Origin of the sequence: Pseudomonas sp. CG7, assembly GCF_023701885.1 — a bacterium.
In the GTDB taxonomy this organism is placed as follows: Bacteria; Pseudomonadota; Gammaproteobacteria; order Pseudomonadales; family Pseudomonadaceae; genus Aquipseudomonas; species Aquipseudomonas zanjanensis.
Genome location: NZ_JABAEE010000001.1, coordinates 89,784 through 104,483 on the forward strand (window position 1 = coordinate 89,784; position 14,700 = coordinate 104,483).

Genomic DNA, 14,700 nt, shown 5'->3' on the forward strand with positions numbered 1-14,700 from the left:
CTTACTCCTCGCCAACCAAGGCCGGCTCAGGGAGGCGGGAGCGCCGGGCCAGGCGATTCAAGTCCCGATAGCCTGCGCCCGGGTGGTTGGCGGGCAGCCGCGGGCCATCGCCGAACAGCTTGTCCCGCAGGGTGCCCGGGCGGTATTGGGTCTTGTACGCACCGCGCCGTTGCAACTCGGGCACCAGCAGCTCAACCACATCGCTGAAGGTTTCATGGGCCAGGGCGTAGGCCAGGTTGAAGCCGTCCACATCGGTGTCCTCGACCCACGCCTGCAACTCGTCGGCCACGGATTGCGCACTGCCAACAATCAACGGGCCGAAGCCGCCGATGCCGACCCAATCGGCCAACTCCTGGACGGTCCACTGCTTGTCCGGGTCGGCGGTGGAAAAGGTTTCCACGGCCGATTGGATAGCGTTGGTATGGATGTGCTTGAGCACCTGGTCGGGTCGGTACTGACCGAAGTCGATGCCGGTCCAGCCGGAGATCAGCGCCAGCGCGCCCTCGTAGCTGCTGTAGGATTTCAGTTCGCGCCATTTGGCCTGCGCCTTGGTGTCGGTCTCATCGACGATCACCGTCTGCAGGTTGAAGATCAGCACCTTGCGCGGATCGCGCCCGCCCTCGGCAGCGCGTTGGCGTATATCGGCCACGGTCTTCTTCAGGATCACCTTGGACGGCGCCGCAACTAACACACATTCGGCATGCCCGGCGGCGAAGTCCTTGCCACGACTCGACGCCCCCGCTTGATAGAGCACCGGCGTGCGCTGCGGCGACGGTTCGCAGAGGTGGATGCCCGGCACCTGGAAGTGCTTGCCCTGGTGACGGATCTCGTGGACCTTGCTCGGGTCGCTGAAAACGCCGCGCTCACGGTCGCGTAGCACCGCACCCTCCTCCCACCTGCCTTCGAACAACTTGTAGAGCACCTCCAGGTATTCGTCGGCGTAGTCATAGCGCGCAGCGTGATCGCTGAGTGCCGCCTGCCCGAGGTTCCGCGCCCCGCTGTCGAGATAAGAGGTGACGATGTTCCAACCGATGCGCCCCTTGGTCAGGTGATCCAGCGTGGACAGGCGGCGGGCGAAGGGGTAAGGGTGCTCGAAGGTCAGCGAGGCCGTGAGGCCGAAGCCCAAGTGTTCGGTCACCAGGGCCATCGGCGTGATCAATGCCAGCGGATCGTTGACCGGCACCTGGGTCGCTTGACGGATGGCAGCATCGCCATTGCCACCGAGCACATCGTAGATGCCGATCACATCGGCAATGAAAATACCGTCGAACTTGCCACGCTCCAGCAGCTTGGCCAGGTCGGTCCAATAATCCAGGTCCTTGTACTGCCAGGCGCGGTCCTTGGGATGCCTCCAGAGACCGGGCGACTGGTGACCGACACAGTTCATCTCGAAAGCATTGAAACGAATTTCACGGGGCATGGGGACTCCTGCTCGATAGGCTCGGCACCCTTTCCCGGTGCCTCTCACTGCTCTATCAACACGATTCGTGCCAAGTGATAATTCGTTTATTTACAGTTAGTTAGACTCTCATTCATTCGATGGAAATGCCTGTACGGGGACAGCGTTGTTGATCAACTGTCCGCTGGCGGACAGTGATAGGCGGGAGAACACGTCCACCAAGGTCCGATCAACGCACTAAGCGATCCGGAGACTGGACACCGTGAGCCCGAACTCTGACTGGACCGCCTGGGCAATACCGCTGGTGACGTCGGTCACCAATAGCTTTCCCTTGTCGGCACTGGAACCCAGCGCAGAGGACAGAACACCACTCGCAGGCACCCATTCGATTCGCGTGGGGTACATATCGTAGACCGGGAATTCGGCCGGTCCATGGTCAGGAATCTTGTCCAGGGCAACCATCTCTGGGTAGTAATGCAGCATCATCGAGGTTTCGATGACCGCCGCATGTTCCAAGGCGATTCCCGGAAATCCATTCACAAAGATCTTGTCGAGTGTCTGCGGGTTGACGAACTCCCAGTGCTCCAGGCGCATGACTTCCAGCCCGCTGTCCGGACCGATGTCGCGCATTGCCAGCTCTATGCCCTCGGTCACGAACCACTGGATTTCATAGTGACCGATCACCAGCACCAGCCGCTTCACACCGTGGCGATGAAACTCACGGATGGCATCCCGAACCATGGCGACCAGGGTTGCACCGTCCACGCTGGTTGTGCCGCAGAAGTGCTGCCCGCCGCCACACTTGGGCTGGGATTTGTAGCCATAGGACAACGTCGGCGCAACGATGCCGCCGATTGCCTTGGCCACGTCTTCGCTGATGGCGCTGGCCAGCAGGGCATCGGTTCCCAGCGGCAAGTGAGGCCCATGCTGCTCCGTTGCGCCGATGGGCAGGAACACCACGGCACCTGATTGCACCCGATGCTCATAATCGACCCAACTGATGTTATCCATCCGAACATTGTTCATGAAGTTGTCCTCCTGAGGTCATTTCAAAGTGGCGAGCACCTCGGCGCATGACAGCCATCAACGCCGAGGTGATGCCCCATGGGCTTATGCGCGCGGCGGGTACCACGACTCTGGCTCCGGATAATCCCAATCGGAAGGAAATGCATAGGTTTCAAACACGGTGGTGGTGTCGGCCTCGGTGCCAAAGAACGCGAAATGATTCACGCCCATCCAGGAACCTGACTGCACGCATTTGAAGCCACGTCGCTCCAGTTCAGCGATGCGGTCTTCAAACGGGATGTTGTTGCAGTCATACGCGACGTGTTGGATGCCTTCGCCATGCTTGTCCAGGAAATCAGCGAAGATCGTCGGCCCGGAAACAGGCTCCATCAATTCCCAGACCATGTTTCCGGATTGCGCAAAGCAGACTTTCAGTACAAAATCGGCCGGCTCACCGCGGTAAGTCTGGTTCTGGGTGTTTTCCGGGCTGAAGGTATAGACGCGCCACGGGCCGATCCCCAGCTTGAGCAAGCCATCCATGGTGCGCTTATGGTCACGCGTCACGATCGCGATTTCCACGACATTGCCCAGGAACGCATCGATCTCGGCACCGCCGCTCAACGCCGCCAATATATTGGTTTGTTCAAGATGAGACATTTGCACAACCTCGCTTAATGAATAACAACATGGGTTTTTTACTTAGCCATGGCCGACGAGTGAATAACCTCGACCTGCCGGGATCGGTGCAACACATAATAAATACCGCCACCGACGGCAAACCCCGCCAACCAAGACAGATCAATACCGCCCAATGCCATTGCAAGAGGACCTTGTAGTGATTTAATGGTGCCGACTTGGAATAACCAGGCCGCCAGTACGCCAGCGGCAAGTGCAAACAAGCCTTTCCAGTTCACGTCCGTGCAGGCACTTTCCAAGTGATGACAATAAAGCGATTGAAGATCGAGCTGACCACGGCGAATCAGGAAAAAATCAACCAGCGTGATACCCGCCCACGGACTGATCCATACCACGAAGAAGACCATCAGGTTCTCGAAGGTATGCACGAACTCACCTGATTGCAGGAACAGATAGAGGATGCACAGCGCGACCACGCCCGAGACGGTTGAAACAACCCAGCGTGGCACTCGCAGATCCAACGATAACGTTGCCAGTGCCGCCGAATAGATGACCACGATGTTAGTGGCCACCGGACCATGTAGCAGCACCAGAAGTACCGGCAACGCCATGGTGCCGAACACCGCGATGATCAGTTGGGCCGGGTCCGAGCCTGCGCCCGCGGAAGCAATGGCAGCGCCAAGAAAGGCCAACCATACGGTAGGCAGGAACATGCCGAGGAATGTCGAGCGAAATACCTGGCCATCGGAGAGTTTGCGCTGGGTGAAGCGGGTGTAATCCGAGGCGTACACCAGCCAGGAGATGCCCCAGCCGATCCCGATCGCCGTCATCAGGCTGCTCATGGCCGACAGTTTGCCAATGCCCTCGACGGTCGAGGCCTGCCACTGGATATCCACCTCAGTGAAGGCGAGCCCGGTCATCACCACCATGATCAGCAGGATCACCGGCATGGTGTAGCGCTCGAAGCATTTGATGGCATTGAAGCCCCAGGCTGCGATACCCACCTGGATGACCATGACGCCCAAGGCGATACCGTACTTGAGCTCCATGCCCCCGCTGATGCCGATCTTTTCCAAGGCCGCCATCGCCAAGTCCAAGACTATCCATGTGTTGGTAGCGACCCAGCCCATCGGCATCAATATCTGCATGAAGGTTGGCAAGTAGGCACCGCGTCGGCCGAAGGCCAGCCGGGAAAGCACCATTTGCGGCACTCCCGTGCGGTGGCCCATGATGCAGATGGCACCGAACAGGGCGGCACCCAACAGGTTGCCGACGATAATCACCAGCAGGGTTTCAATCAGGCTCAAGCCCAGTTGGATACCGATTGCCCCCAGCACCCAATTGATCGGCGCCACATTCGCCCCGGCCCAGATCCAGAACTGGTCCAGCGGTGTGGAAGTACGATGGCTATCGGGCACCGGCTCAATACCCAGCGCATCGTAGTTGGCCTCGTTCGTTAAGTTTCTTTCAGATTCGCGACGCATTGACATTATTATTTTCCTCGCTGACCGGCGACCACGTGAATCGCCCCGAGCCATTAAAGCGAGGTCTGTATTTTTATGTAATTGACGATAACTAAACGACCCTTTAGAAAAATTGCCGGATTAAATTTTTTTCAAGCGTGTCATTCATCCGGGCATGAAATACCCGTTCAATGTCAAAAAAATGGAAACATTTCAATTCACCCGACAAATAATAATCGCTCGTTGAGTTTTATTTGATCCCCTTCAAAGAAATATCAATAGCCGAAGCAGCGAGGGTCATGGCCAACTTGTTGCAGTCGCTGAAGTCATCCCACTTCAGGATTAACAGGAATCACGAAATGACCACCCTTCTTCATATTGATGCCAGTGCACGCTCCGACCGCTCCCTAAGCCGTAAACTGTCCCAGGCGTTTGTCGAAGCCTGGATCGAACATGATGGCAAGGCGCAAATCATCGCCCGTGACGTTGGGCACAACCCTCCTCCCTTCGTGACCGAAGCCTGGATCGCCGCAGTTTTTACGCCCGAAGAACACATGACGCCAGAAAAGCGCGAGGAAATTCGCCTCTCGGATGAACTGATCGACGAAATCGACCGGGCCGACATCATCGTGATCGGTACGCCGATGTACAACTACGGGATGCCGGCCGCTCTCAAGTCCTGGTTCGACAAAGTGATTCGTATCGGCAAGACTTTCACATTCGACCTCGACCGGGGCGACTACCCGTTGGAACCCATCATGAGCGGCAAGAAGCTGGTCATTTTGTCTTCCCGGGGTGAGTTTGGATTTGGTCCTGGTGGCGTTCGTGAGGCCATGAACCATCTGGACACGCACATTCAAACCTGTGCGCATTACTTGGGCGTGGATGAAACCCATGTCATCTCTATCGATTACCAGGAATTTGGCGACGCTCGCCATGAAGCCTCCATCGCGAACGCGTTCGATGCCGTTCCGGTCCTGGCCAGGCAAATGGTCGAGGCACGGCAAAGCCAGCTGTCTCCGGCTTGATGCCACGTATCGCCGCCAACACCAACGATGGGACAATCATGATCACGATGCTGCAAATTGCCGAGCGCTTGAGACTGGGCCATGCCACGCCGGATGAATTGATCGAGTCTGCATTGACCTCGGCCAATAACTCGAAGCACATATTCATTTCCACACTGGAACAACGCGCCATCAATGACGCTGGTGCATCAACCCAACGGTGGCAGAACGGGACTCAGTTGAGCGCCTTTGACGGTATCCCTTATGCGGTCAAGGACCTGCTGGACGTCGCGGGCAGTCGGACGACCGCCGGCTCCTTTACTCGTGTCAACGCGCCCATGGCGACCAAGGATGCAGCCGTCATCGCAGCCCTCACGGCGCAGGGGATGATCCCGATGGGTAAAACCAATCTCTCCGAGTTCGCCTATTCCGGCCTGGGCCTGAATCCTCATTTTGGAACGCCGGTTTCCGATCCCGCGACCGACGACAGCCGAGTTCCTGGTGGGTCTTCGTCCGGCTCGGCGATTGCGGTTCAACAGGGCATCGTCAGCTGCGCCATCGGCACTGACACCGCAGGCTCGATTCGCATTCCAGCGGCGTTCAATGGCTTGGTTGGCTACAAGGCTTCCACGGGCCGCTACTGCATGGAGGGTGTGCACCCGCTTGCCGTCACGCTGGATAGCTTGGGTTCTTTTGCCCATACCGTGGCCGATTGTGCGACGTTCGATGCGCTGATGCGAGGTTGCGCAAGCGTGGCCCTCCGGGCTGCCAACCTTGCAGATCTGCGCTTTGTGGTCGATGACGGCGTGATGATTGATCCAGCGCTGCAGCCTGCGGTACAGCACAACCTTGTCTCAATGATGGAACGGCTTCGTGAGGCCGGTGCGCGGGTGGAGTATCGAACGATAGCCGCAGTCGCCCATACCCGTGAACTGATTACCCGCTCGGGCTGGTTGGGGGCGATAGAAGCCTGGCGCCTTCTCGGCCCGATCGTGGAAGGTCCACAAGGTGTGCGAATGGACAGGCGCGTGCAGGCTCGCTTGCGCTCGGCCAAGGACATCGACTCTGCCACCGAAGCCAGGATCCGACATCTGCGCATGGAGTTGATGGCTGCAATCGAAAACGAACTCGACGGTGCCATCCTGGTGATGCCGACGGTCAAGCATGTCGCACCGCCGAGGGCGCCATTGGAGGATGACGATGTGCTTTTTGCCGCCGTGAACCTTGAGACCCTGTCACTCACCATGATTGGAAGTCTGCTGGATATGCCGGGCGTGGCAATCCCATCTGGGAGGGACAGTTCCGGGTTTGCCACCTCGACCCTGTTTTCGACAACCCGGGATCACGACGATCACCTACTCAGCGTAGCCCTGGCGGTGGAATCGAGCTTATCCGCCTCAGGTTTCAGGACGTCAGCGCCATTTGACGCCCCGCCATCTCATCAAGCGTATGTTCCCTGAACGATGTTGCCTCGCCCAAAAGCCATTCCCTGAATAACGAAAGGCTATGGCGAGGATTGCAATGACTATCTTCTACCAAGTGGTACGTAAACCCGGCCAAGGCCGGGCCCGCCACCTGTCGAATCCGACCAGAGCGAAGCTCATCGCCAATCAATACATTGCTGCACAGCAAGGGGCCTAATCCGCACTCCATTGCATGCAGCGCAAGCGTTTCCTCGCTGTACCAGGAGGTGCGCAGGTCCCGGGAGGCACCGTGTTCGGCCCGGGCCAGCCAGGCTGACCAAGAGGGAGCTTCGAGAGCCTGGTTCTTCCATTTGAACGCCAGCAGCGGTCGATTATGAAAGTCGTCGATCGTTGCCGTGCGCTCGACTGGGCAGATGCTTTTATCCGCGACGGCGATGTACCGATCCTCGAACAGCACTGGGCCTCGCACACCGGCCTCGACTGGACCATATCGAATCGCCAGGTCAATAGTCTCGGAACGCAAATCCACCAGTTTCTCCGAGGCGTGGATCGACACCAGGATGTTCGGATAGATCTCGTTGAACTTCGCCAGGCGCGGCATGAGCCATCGTTCCGCGAATGCGCGCGTGGTGGACACCTGGATCGCATCGCCCTCCTTTGCCCCATTTATCAGGGCAAAGGCCTGGGCAATCTGGTCGAAGCCGTCCCGCAACAGCGGATAGATGGCTTTGCCCACGGGCGTGAGGGTCACCGTCCGCCCCCGCTCAAGGAGCTTTTGCCCCAACCCGTCCTCCAATTGCCGGACTTGATGACTGACCGCGGCGACTGTCACGGAGAGCTCGTTCGCTGCCACGGAAAAACTCTGGTGGCGTGCAACCGCTTCGAACGCTCGCACCGAATTCAGAGGGGGTATCTTGCGCATGATGGTCTCCTGGCAACCTGGACGGGTATTGCGTGCAGCGGATTCAGAGGATGCAATAGTGAACGTCCCGGGGCTCCATTCCATTTACGACAGTAATGTCCTGGGGACAAGCAGAGAGCACCACAATTGCATCCATTTCCGCCGTAAGGCACACATACTGCCCAGGCTCACTGACCGGCGCGGCGAACTCGATGCGCCCGTCCCGATGAACCGGCACGTTCATGAACAGGTTCAAGGGACTCGGGGTTTCGGTCGCCACCAGGCCAAGGGCATCCAGGGCCAGGAAGAGGTTTTCATTGCAGCTGTCGTGATGACCAACGACACCCAACTGTACGTAACGCGTCGGATCGCAGGCGGCCACCAGCGTGTCATGCACGCCGGGTGTGGTGTCTTGCGCAAGCGTGAGGATTTTCCGGCGTTTGTTGGTCACGAGACTGTCACCCTTGCACGGGTTCAGCTTCAACCAAAAAGGCCGACTGTGCTCCATCGACATGACTTCGCAGAGATCATCCGGGTTGAACGCCCAGGTGTCGACGACCTGCTTGCCATGGGTGTTGATGAGCTTGAGGGTTTGCCCCCGTTGCAACCGGAGCGCAACACCCCGCCGGGCAGGCAAGCGGACCAGCTCTGTGCTGGGAAGGGTATCTACTGCATTCATGTTCTTGTTTTCCTCGCAAGACAAAGGCCGACGGCCGAGTACCTGCCATCAAGGAAAACACAGCGCAAAACCGCAAACCAATAATATAAAGTGGCCTCGGTATAAGTTGAATTTATAGGGTAGGCCCATGCGAATCCGGCAGCTAGAGTGCTTCAGGACCTTGATGATCCACGGCACGATGACCCGTGCCGCAGAGCTTTTGAACATTTCCCAGCCGGCCATCAGCAGCACCATCGCCAATCTGGAGCATGAGACCGGCCTGAAACTGTTCGTGCGCAAAGGCGGTCGCTTGCAACCCACACCTGAAGCCCGATTATTTTTCGTCGAGGCTGAGCGTGCGCTGGAAGCGGTGGAAAAAACCCATCGCATCGCCAAGGAAATCAGAACAGGAAACCGCGGCCACCTGGCAGTCGCGGCCTATGCCAGCATCTCGATCCATCTGCTGCCACGATTGATGGCCGAGTTCGCGAAAGAGCGCCCAGGGCTGGAACTCAAGATCATCAACCGCAACTCCCAGTCGGTCCGGGACCTGATGACAACGCAGCAATTCGACCTGGCCATCGCCGAATTGCCGCTCGATTACCCGACTTCCAACATGGAGGTAATTTCGTATGAATGCCAATGCATGATGCCGATGGGTCACCCTCTCGCAGCGTTGGACGTGATTACCCCGGCAGACCTGGATGGCGTACCGATCGTGTCGCTGTTCAAGGGCGATCCTACCTATCAGCAGTTGGCCATGGCTTTTTCGGCTTATGGATCATCTTGGAACGTGGTGGCCGAGACAGAGTTTTTCTCGACAGCCTGCGAACTGGTCGGCGCCGGCCTGGGGGTGGGGATCGTCGATCCGGTGGTCAGCCGGTCCTTCACTCGCCATCTTGTCCTGAAGCCCTTCTCACCAGCGATCAGATACGAAATTGCGCTATTGCTTCCCACACAGGAGGAGCCATCACAGTTGGCGCGAGCATTCATCCACTACCTTAAAGAACACCTTTAAGAGTGCGTCGTACTCATCCCCGAAGGGTCAAGCAGGTACTCAGTGAGTGTCGCCGCACAGGCAACGATGCCTTCATGGAGCACCATTTCAAAGCCATGGGTATTTTCCGTTGGAATGGCGATGCACCCCGCTCGCGCGGCCACTCCCGCACTCATGATCGCACTCGCATCGGAGGCGAAATCGACCAGGAGCGCAACTTGTGGGTGATAGCCCGAGCGCTGTGCAGCCTTGACCAGGGCATCCACGACAGAGCGGGTGTAATAACCCTTTTGATCCCCCGTGTTGATAATCGGGTCTGCCGATAACACCGTTCCATACTCCTCCAATACCGGGCCCACCTCGACCGCGATGGTGGTGTCACCCGGCACGCGGGCCGCGGCGTAGAGCGCACCGGCGTTGGACTCTTCCTCAAGCGTCGTGCAGACAAACCAGACATCTTGCTTGAGCGCGTGCCTTTTGTTTTTCAGCTGCTGCGCGGTGGTGATTACGGCCGCCAGGGGCGCCCGGTCATCGAGGAAGTGGGCGGCGACCGTGTCTTTCACCTGGAACGGCTGGCGCCAGTGCCGGCTGAGCACCACGCGCACGCCGGGCCGGACTCCGGCGGCGGTCAGCTCCTCCTGGGAACAGCGGGTGATGACATGGACATCGCTCCACTGCACCGCCCCTGACAGCACATCCCGCCCCTGGGCGGAGCCGCCGGTGTTGTGCATGGAACCATAAGACAGTACGCCGGGCAGGCATTGGTTATCGCCGAGTATGTCGACCGGACAAACGCCAAAACAGATGGGCTGGGCACCGCCCAGCGCCACGACTTCCAAGTTACCGTCGGGCCTTGTTTTCTTCACGATCATGGCAATTTCATCGAGGTGCGCCATGACCCTGATGGGCTGTGCTTGCGAAGACTCATCCGACGCCTTGATCAGTCCCCGGATGTTGCCGGCCTCGTCGACAACGACCTCATCGCAGTGCTTGCCCAGTTCCCTGAGACATATTTCCCGGACTTCATCTTCCTGCCCGCCGGGGCCGCGGGCCAGAAGCAATTCTTCGAGCAAAGACTGAATACTCATTGGAGGCATCAGACAGGTTCCCGTCACGACCGTTGAACAGCGTAGACCCCACCCGCTTCCCGTCCGTTCAAATCGGTATTCCCTCGGTCATGACAGGTCAATCCAGCCCCGAACGGAACGTTTCGATCTTGAGTCCGAATCGATTCATCTTGTTGTACACACCACCGCGCGACACGTTCAACCGTTGGGCAGCCAGGCGGATGTTTCCGCGCGTCTCCTTGAGGGCGGCAATGATCGCGTTCATTTCATGGGTGCCCAGGTCCGGCGCCGTCCGCGGTTCTGGCACACTTGCCCAGATCGAGGGTCGCCCGCGCTGCCTGATTTCCACCGCAAGGTCACTCGGCTGGATCAGTTCGGTCATTGCCAGGTTCGTCGCCCGTTCAATGACGTTTTCCAGCTCACGGACATTGCCCGGCCAGTGATAGGCACCCAGCAAATCCAGCGCCGCTGGCGAAACGTCCTGCATCGTCTTGCGCAGCGACCGGGCACAACGCGCGAGAAAATGCCGCGCCAGCAACGGCACATCCTCGCGACGCATCCGCAATGGCGGCACCGTCAGGTTCAGCACGTTGAGCCGGTAGTAAAGGTCCTCGCGAAAAGCCCCCTCGGCCACCGCCTGGCTCAGGTTGCGGTGGGTGGCAGCGATGATGCGCACGTTGACCCGCAGCGATTTTTTCGCACCCACCCGTGTCACCTCACCCTCCTGCAGGACACGCAGCAAGCTGACCTGCGCATCGAAGGACATGTCACCGATTTCGTCGAGGAAGATCGTCCCACCGTCGGCCAGTTCGAACTTGCCGGCCGACCCACCGCGAGCCGACCCGGTGAAAGCGCCTTCGACATGACCGAACAGCTCGCTTTGCACCAGGTCTCGCGGAATCGCGCCGCAATTGACCGCCACGAAAGGCCCGCCACGACGATCGCTGGCGTTATGGATGGCCTGGGCGAACAGCTCCTTGCCCGTGCCGCTCTCGCCGAGGATCAGCGTGGTCGAATCACTGCGACTGGCAATCCGCGCCAAGTGCATTGCATCCTGGATCGCCTGCGAGCGGCCCAGGATGGTTTCAAAGGTGTAGCTGGCCTGGGTGCCGATGATCCGCCGGGTGATTTCCCGGATGCGTCGGTTCTCGCGCAACGAAACGATCCGCCCGCCTTGCGCCAGCGGGCAGACCGACACCAGGCAAGCCAGATGGCTGCGATCATGCAGTTCAAAGGTACAGTCCAAGTCACGCACCCCGTCACCGCTCCCGAGCAGGACCGCATCGGTCAATTCGCTCTGCCCCAGGCTCTGGAATGGACTGCCGAGCAGGTCATGGCCGACGCGAAACAACTGCCGGGCGTAATGGTTGAGGGCCTTGATGCAGCCGCGCTCATCCAATACCACCAAACCCTCGTTGAGCACCTCAAGCACGGTCTGTTGTTCTTCCAGCAAGGCCTGCAGGGTCATCTGCCTGGAGACAGCCTCGGCCGCGGCCTGGACGGTGCCCAGCGTATGGAAATGAAACCAGCCTGGCTCGGCCGTCAAGGTCAACATGCCCAGGGTCCGGCCCTGGGCATCGCGGATGGGCGCGGCGGCGCAATGCATGCGGCGCTGGCGCAGGCCAAGGCCGAAATTCTCCTCGGCCAGCACATACACCACGCGATCTTCGACGATTGCCAGCCCGGTGCAATTGGTGCCCTGCACCGACTCCAGCAGTCGACTGCCAATGGGGGTGAGGTCCAGGCCGCAGAAGTACAACGTGGTGCCTTCGGCATCGGTCAGGTTGATATGGCCCCTGGGGTTATAGGCGAGCAAACCGCGCATGACTTGCGCCGCCGCAGCGCTCAGCACCCGGTTGGCCGCCAGCGTCGCGGTCAGGTCGGCGGGCGCGACAAAACGGTACGCGCCGTCTTCCGGATCGCGGCCGGCACTGACGCTGCGCAACCAGGACTCCCAGAGCCCCCGGCGGATCCCGACGGGGCGCTCGGCCTGCCCTTGCCAGCACGCTCGCCAGGCCTCCTCCAGCGCCGTGCCCGGCCCGTCGTTCAACGACGCTGGGCCAAGCGTGGTGAGGTAATCGCGGTCTTCGTCGCTCAATGCTAGGGGTTGCTGATCCATGGTTCGGCCACATGTTCATATTTTCGACATGTCAGTATAGACATGTCATCGACATGAACATTGATTCAAATAAAAACCATTAAATATCAATAAGTTAACTATTGGCACAGCACTTGCTCCCTGCATGAACAGACGAGGACATTCTTGCCGCCGAGTCGTAAAAACAATAAAGGGAGTCATATTCATGAGCACATCCAAGACCCTCCGCCTGGGCCTCATCGGTGCCGGCCGCATGGGCAGTTTCCACGGTCTGACCGCCGCCCGGCACATCCCTGGCGCGTGCCTCGCCGCCATCGCCGCCCCTACCCCCGGCCAAGCCGCACGCCTGGCGGCAGAACTGGACGTGCAGAAGGTCTATACCGATCCACAGCAGTTGCTGGATGACCCGGACATCGACGCCGTGCTGATTGCCGCGCCGGCGCGCAGCCATGCCGAGCTGGTGATCAGCGCGGCCCGGGCCGGCAAAAGCGTGTTCTGTGAAAAACCGATGGCCATCACCCTGGACGAAGCGGATCGCGCCATCGCCGCCGCTGCCGATGCACAAGTGACGCTACAAGTCGGCTTCAACCGACGCTTTGCCAAAAGCTTTCGCACCGCTCATCTGGATGTGATGGCCGGCCGGATCGGCACGCCGCAACTGCTGCGCTCACTGACCCGGGACCCGGCGCTGAACAACCCGGCCGCGTCGCCGCAATGGGTGATATTCCTCGAAACCCTGATCCATGATTTCGACACCCTGCGCTACCTGAACCCGGGCGCCGAGGCGGTTGAAGTCTTTGTGATGGCCGATGCCCTGATCGCCCCTGCCTACAAGGACAAAGGTTTTCTCGACACCGCAGTGGTCACGATCCGCTTCGACAATGGCGCCATCGCCACCGCCGAGGCCAATTTCCAGGCCGTGTATGGCTACGATGTCCGCGGCGAAGTGTTCGGCAGCGCCGGCATGCTGACCATGGGCAACGTCAACGATTCCGACTTGCTGCGGTACCTGGCCAATGGTGTGCAGGCCGACACCCAGCGCATGGACACCGACTTGCTGCGAGATGCCTACGTGGCCGAACTCAAACACTTCGCCAGATGTGTGCGCAGCTGCGAAAAACCCCTGGCCAGCGGTGAAGATGCCCGGGCAGCACTGGCCATTGCCCGCGCCTGTATCGAGTCCTTCCAACAGGGCAAGACGGTGCGCGTGCAAGGAGCGCTGTCATGAGTTTCATCCCATTCAAACTGGCGATCAGCGCCGAGATGGTCTTCCTCGACCTGCCTTTTACCGAACGGGTCAGACGCATCCACGCGCTGGGCTTCAGCGTCGAGATATGGAACTGGGCGACCAAGGACATCCAGGCCCTCGTGGCGACGGGCGCGGACTTCACCTCTATGACCGGCTACCTGTCGGGCAACCTGACTGACCCCGACGATATCCGACAGTTGCTCGACAGCGCCCAGGAATCCCTGGCCGTCGCCGCTCAATTGGGTTGCCCAAGCCTGAACCTGCACGGCACCGGCCTGGGCGATCAGGGCTTGCCGGTCAAACCCGTGGCCCAGACCACCGGCCGCATGTGGTTGAGCGCCTGCAAGACGCTGGAAAAAATCGCTCGCCTGGGGGAAGACGCGGGCCGGGTGTTCCTGCTGGAAAACCTCAACACCGAGGTCGACCACCCGGGCACGCCTTTCGCCCGCGCAGACGACACCCTGGCGCTGATCGAGGCCGTGGGCAGCCCGCACTTGAAAATGAACCTGGACCTCTATCATGCCCAGATCGGCGAAGGAAACCTGATCGAACTGATCCAGCGCGCCGGCAGCGCCATCGGCGAAATCCAAGTGGCCGACGTCCCGGGGCGCAGGGAGCCCGGCACCGGTGAAATCCACTACCCCGCGATTGCCAGGGCCTTGTTCGGCATGGGATACAGCGGTGTCGTCGGCCTGGAAGGCTGGGCCAGCAGTGACAGCGAGGTCGCGCTCGAGCGTTTCAGGCAGGCCTTCACGCTTGATGGATAAAGCCCCGACGCACTCAACATGTGCGGCAG

Annotated in this window: 13 protein-coding genes; 5 read left to right on the forward strand and 8 right to left on the reverse strand. The window is 59.6% G+C overall.

Translation table 11 applies throughout. The features are described from left to right. Position 1: 1 nt before the first annotated feature. The 4 genes from HGO40_RS00420 to HGO40_RS00435 form a co-directional block, all read right to left on the reverse strand. A complete protein-coding gene (locus HGO40_RS00420; protein WP_250961416.1) occupies positions 2 to 1,420 on the reverse strand; it encodes an LLM class flavin-dependent oxidoreductase in 1,419 nt (472 codons plus the stop codon). A 216-nt stretch (positions 1,421 to 1,636) separates the two neighbouring features. Beyond that, positions 1,637 to 2,425, reverse strand: coding sequence for a creatininase (locus HGO40_RS00425; RefSeq protein ID WP_250961417.1), 789 nt, complete (start codon positions 2,423 to 2,425; stop codon positions 1,637 to 1,639). Positions 2,426 to 2,509: 84 nt separating this feature from the next. After that, positions 2,510 to 3,061 (reverse strand): VOC family protein, encoded by a 552-nt coding sequence (locus tag HGO40_RS00430; protein ID WP_250961418.1) that lies wholly within the window; start codon positions 3,059 to 3,061, stop codon positions 2,510 to 2,512. Between the two features lie 38 nt (positions 3,062 to 3,099). Then, positions 3,100 to 4,530, reverse strand: coding sequence for a purine-cytosine permease family protein (locus HGO40_RS00435; protein ID WP_250961419.1), 1,431 nt, complete (start codon positions 4,528 to 4,530; stop codon positions 3,100 to 3,102). Between the two features lie 332 nt (positions 4,531 to 4,862). Between HGO40_RS00435 and HGO40_RS00440 the strand changes: the two genes are divergently transcribed. Together HGO40_RS00440 and HGO40_RS00445 are read left to right on the forward strand one after the other, a co-directional pair. Continuing rightward, the gene (locus HGO40_RS00440; RefSeq protein ID WP_250961420.1) at positions 4,863 to 5,531 is read left to right on the forward strand and encodes an FMN-dependent NADH-azoreductase; all 669 of its coding nucleotides are present in this window, start codon (positions 4,863 to 4,865) and stop codon (positions 5,529 to 5,531) included. Between the two features lie 38 nt (positions 5,532 to 5,569). After that, on the forward strand, positions 5,570 to 6,970 hold the full coding sequence (locus HGO40_RS00445; RefSeq protein ID WP_250961421.1) for an amidase family protein: 1,401 nt from the start codon (positions 5,570 to 5,572) through the stop codon (positions 6,968 to 6,970). Here HGO40_RS00445 and HGO40_RS00450 read toward each other — a convergent pair. Further along, on the reverse strand, positions 6,915 to 7,856 hold the full coding sequence (locus HGO40_RS00450; RefSeq protein ID WP_250961422.1) for a LysR substrate-binding domain-containing protein: 942 nt from the start codon (positions 7,854 to 7,856) through the stop codon (positions 6,915 to 6,917). The genes HGO40_RS00445 and HGO40_RS00450 overlap by 56 nt on opposite strands. 43 nt (positions 7,857 to 7,899) lie before the next feature. Next, positions 7,900 to 8,514, reverse strand: a complete 615-nt coding sequence (locus HGO40_RS00455; protein WP_250961423.1) for a DUF1989 domain-containing protein — start codon at positions 8,512 to 8,514, stop codon at positions 7,900 to 7,902. Positions 8,515 to 8,641: 127 nt separating this feature from the next. Here HGO40_RS00455 and HGO40_RS00460 point away from each other — a divergent pair, with 127 nt between their 5' ends. Continuing rightward, a complete protein-coding gene (locus HGO40_RS00460) occupies positions 8,642 to 9,511 on the forward strand; it encodes a LysR family transcriptional regulator (protein WP_284738959.1) in 870 nt (289 codons plus the stop codon). Here HGO40_RS00460 and HGO40_RS00465 read toward each other — a convergent pair. After that, positions 9,508 to 10,578, reverse strand: coding sequence for a M28 family peptidase (locus HGO40_RS00465; RefSeq protein WP_250961425.1), 1,071 nt, complete (start codon positions 10,576 to 10,578; stop codon positions 9,508 to 9,510). The two genes, HGO40_RS00460 and HGO40_RS00465, sit on opposite strands and share 4 nt — an antisense overlap. A 97-nt stretch (positions 10,579 to 10,675) precedes the next feature. After that, complete coding sequence (locus tag HGO40_RS00470) at positions 10,676 to 12,676, reverse strand: sigma-54 interaction domain-containing protein (RefSeq protein WP_250961426.1); 2,001 nt, start codon at positions 12,674 to 12,676, stop codon at positions 10,676 to 10,678. Between the two features lie 184 nt (positions 12,677 to 12,860). Between HGO40_RS00470 and HGO40_RS00475 the strand changes: the two genes are divergently transcribed. Both HGO40_RS00475 and HGO40_RS00480 read left to right on the forward strand, forming a co-directional pair. Further along, positions 12,861 to 13,883, forward strand: a complete 1,023-nt coding sequence (locus HGO40_RS00475; protein ID WP_250961427.1) for a Gfo/Idh/MocA family oxidoreductase — start codon at positions 12,861 to 12,863, stop codon at positions 13,881 to 13,883. After that, positions 13,880 to 14,671, forward strand: coding sequence for a TIM barrel protein (locus tag HGO40_RS00480; protein ID WP_250961428.1), 792 nt, complete (start codon positions 13,880 to 13,882; stop codon positions 14,669 to 14,671). The genes HGO40_RS00475 and HGO40_RS00480 overlap by 4 nt, the downstream gene beginning before the upstream one ends. Positions 14,672 to 14,700: the final 29 nt, after the last annotated feature.

What these genes read in the sequence shown, in the direction of transcription:
- HGO40_RS00420 (WP_250961416.1), bottom strand. Translation starts at nt 1,420, where the DNA reads ATGCCCCGTGAAATTCGTTTCAATGCTTTCGAGATGAACTGTGTCGGT.
- HGO40_RS00425 (WP_250961417.1), bottom strand. Translation starts at nt 2,425, where the DNA reads ATGAACAATGTTCGGATGGATAACATCAGTTGGGTCGATTATGAGCAT.
- HGO40_RS00430 (WP_250961418.1), bottom strand. Translation starts at nt 3,061, where the DNA reads ATGTCTCATCTTGAACAAACCAATATATTGGCGGCGTTGAGCGGCGGT.
- HGO40_RS00435 (WP_250961419.1), bottom strand. Translation starts at nt 4,530, where the DNA reads ATGTCAATGCGTCGCGAATCTGAAAGAAACTTAACGAACGAGGCCAAC.
- HGO40_RS00440 (WP_250961420.1), top strand. Translation starts at nt 4,863, where the DNA reads ATGACCACCCTTCTTCATATTGATGCCAGTGCACGCTCCGACCGCTCC.
- HGO40_RS00445 (WP_250961421.1), top strand. Translation starts at nt 5,570, where the DNA reads ATGATCACGATGCTGCAAATTGCCGAGCGCTTGAGACTGGGCCATGCC.
- HGO40_RS00450 (WP_250961422.1), bottom strand. Translation starts at nt 7,856, where the DNA reads ATGCGCAAGATACCCCCTCTGAATTCGGTGCGAGCGTTCGAAGCGGTT.
- HGO40_RS00455 (WP_250961423.1), bottom strand. Translation starts at nt 8,514, where the DNA reads ATGAATGCAGTAGATACCCTTCCCAGCACAGAGCTGGTCCGCTTGCCT.
- HGO40_RS00460 (WP_284738959.1), top strand. Translation starts at nt 8,642, where the DNA reads ATGCGAATCCGGCAGCTAGAGTGCTTCAGGACCTTGATGATCCACGGC.
- HGO40_RS00465 (WP_250961425.1), bottom strand. Translation starts at nt 10,578, where the DNA reads ATGAGTATTCAGTCTTTGCTCGAAGAATTGCTTCTGGCCCGCGGCCCC.
- HGO40_RS00470 (WP_250961426.1), bottom strand. Translation starts at nt 12,676, where the DNA reads ATGGATCAGCAACCCCTAGCATTGAGCGACGAAGACCGCGATTACCTC.
- HGO40_RS00475 (WP_250961427.1), top strand. Translation starts at nt 12,861, where the DNA reads ATGAGCACATCCAAGACCCTCCGCCTGGGCCTCATCGGTGCCGGCCGC.
- HGO40_RS00480 (WP_250961428.1), top strand. Translation starts at nt 13,880, where the DNA reads ATGAGTTTCATCCCATTCAAACTGGCGATCAGCGCCGAGATGGTCTTC.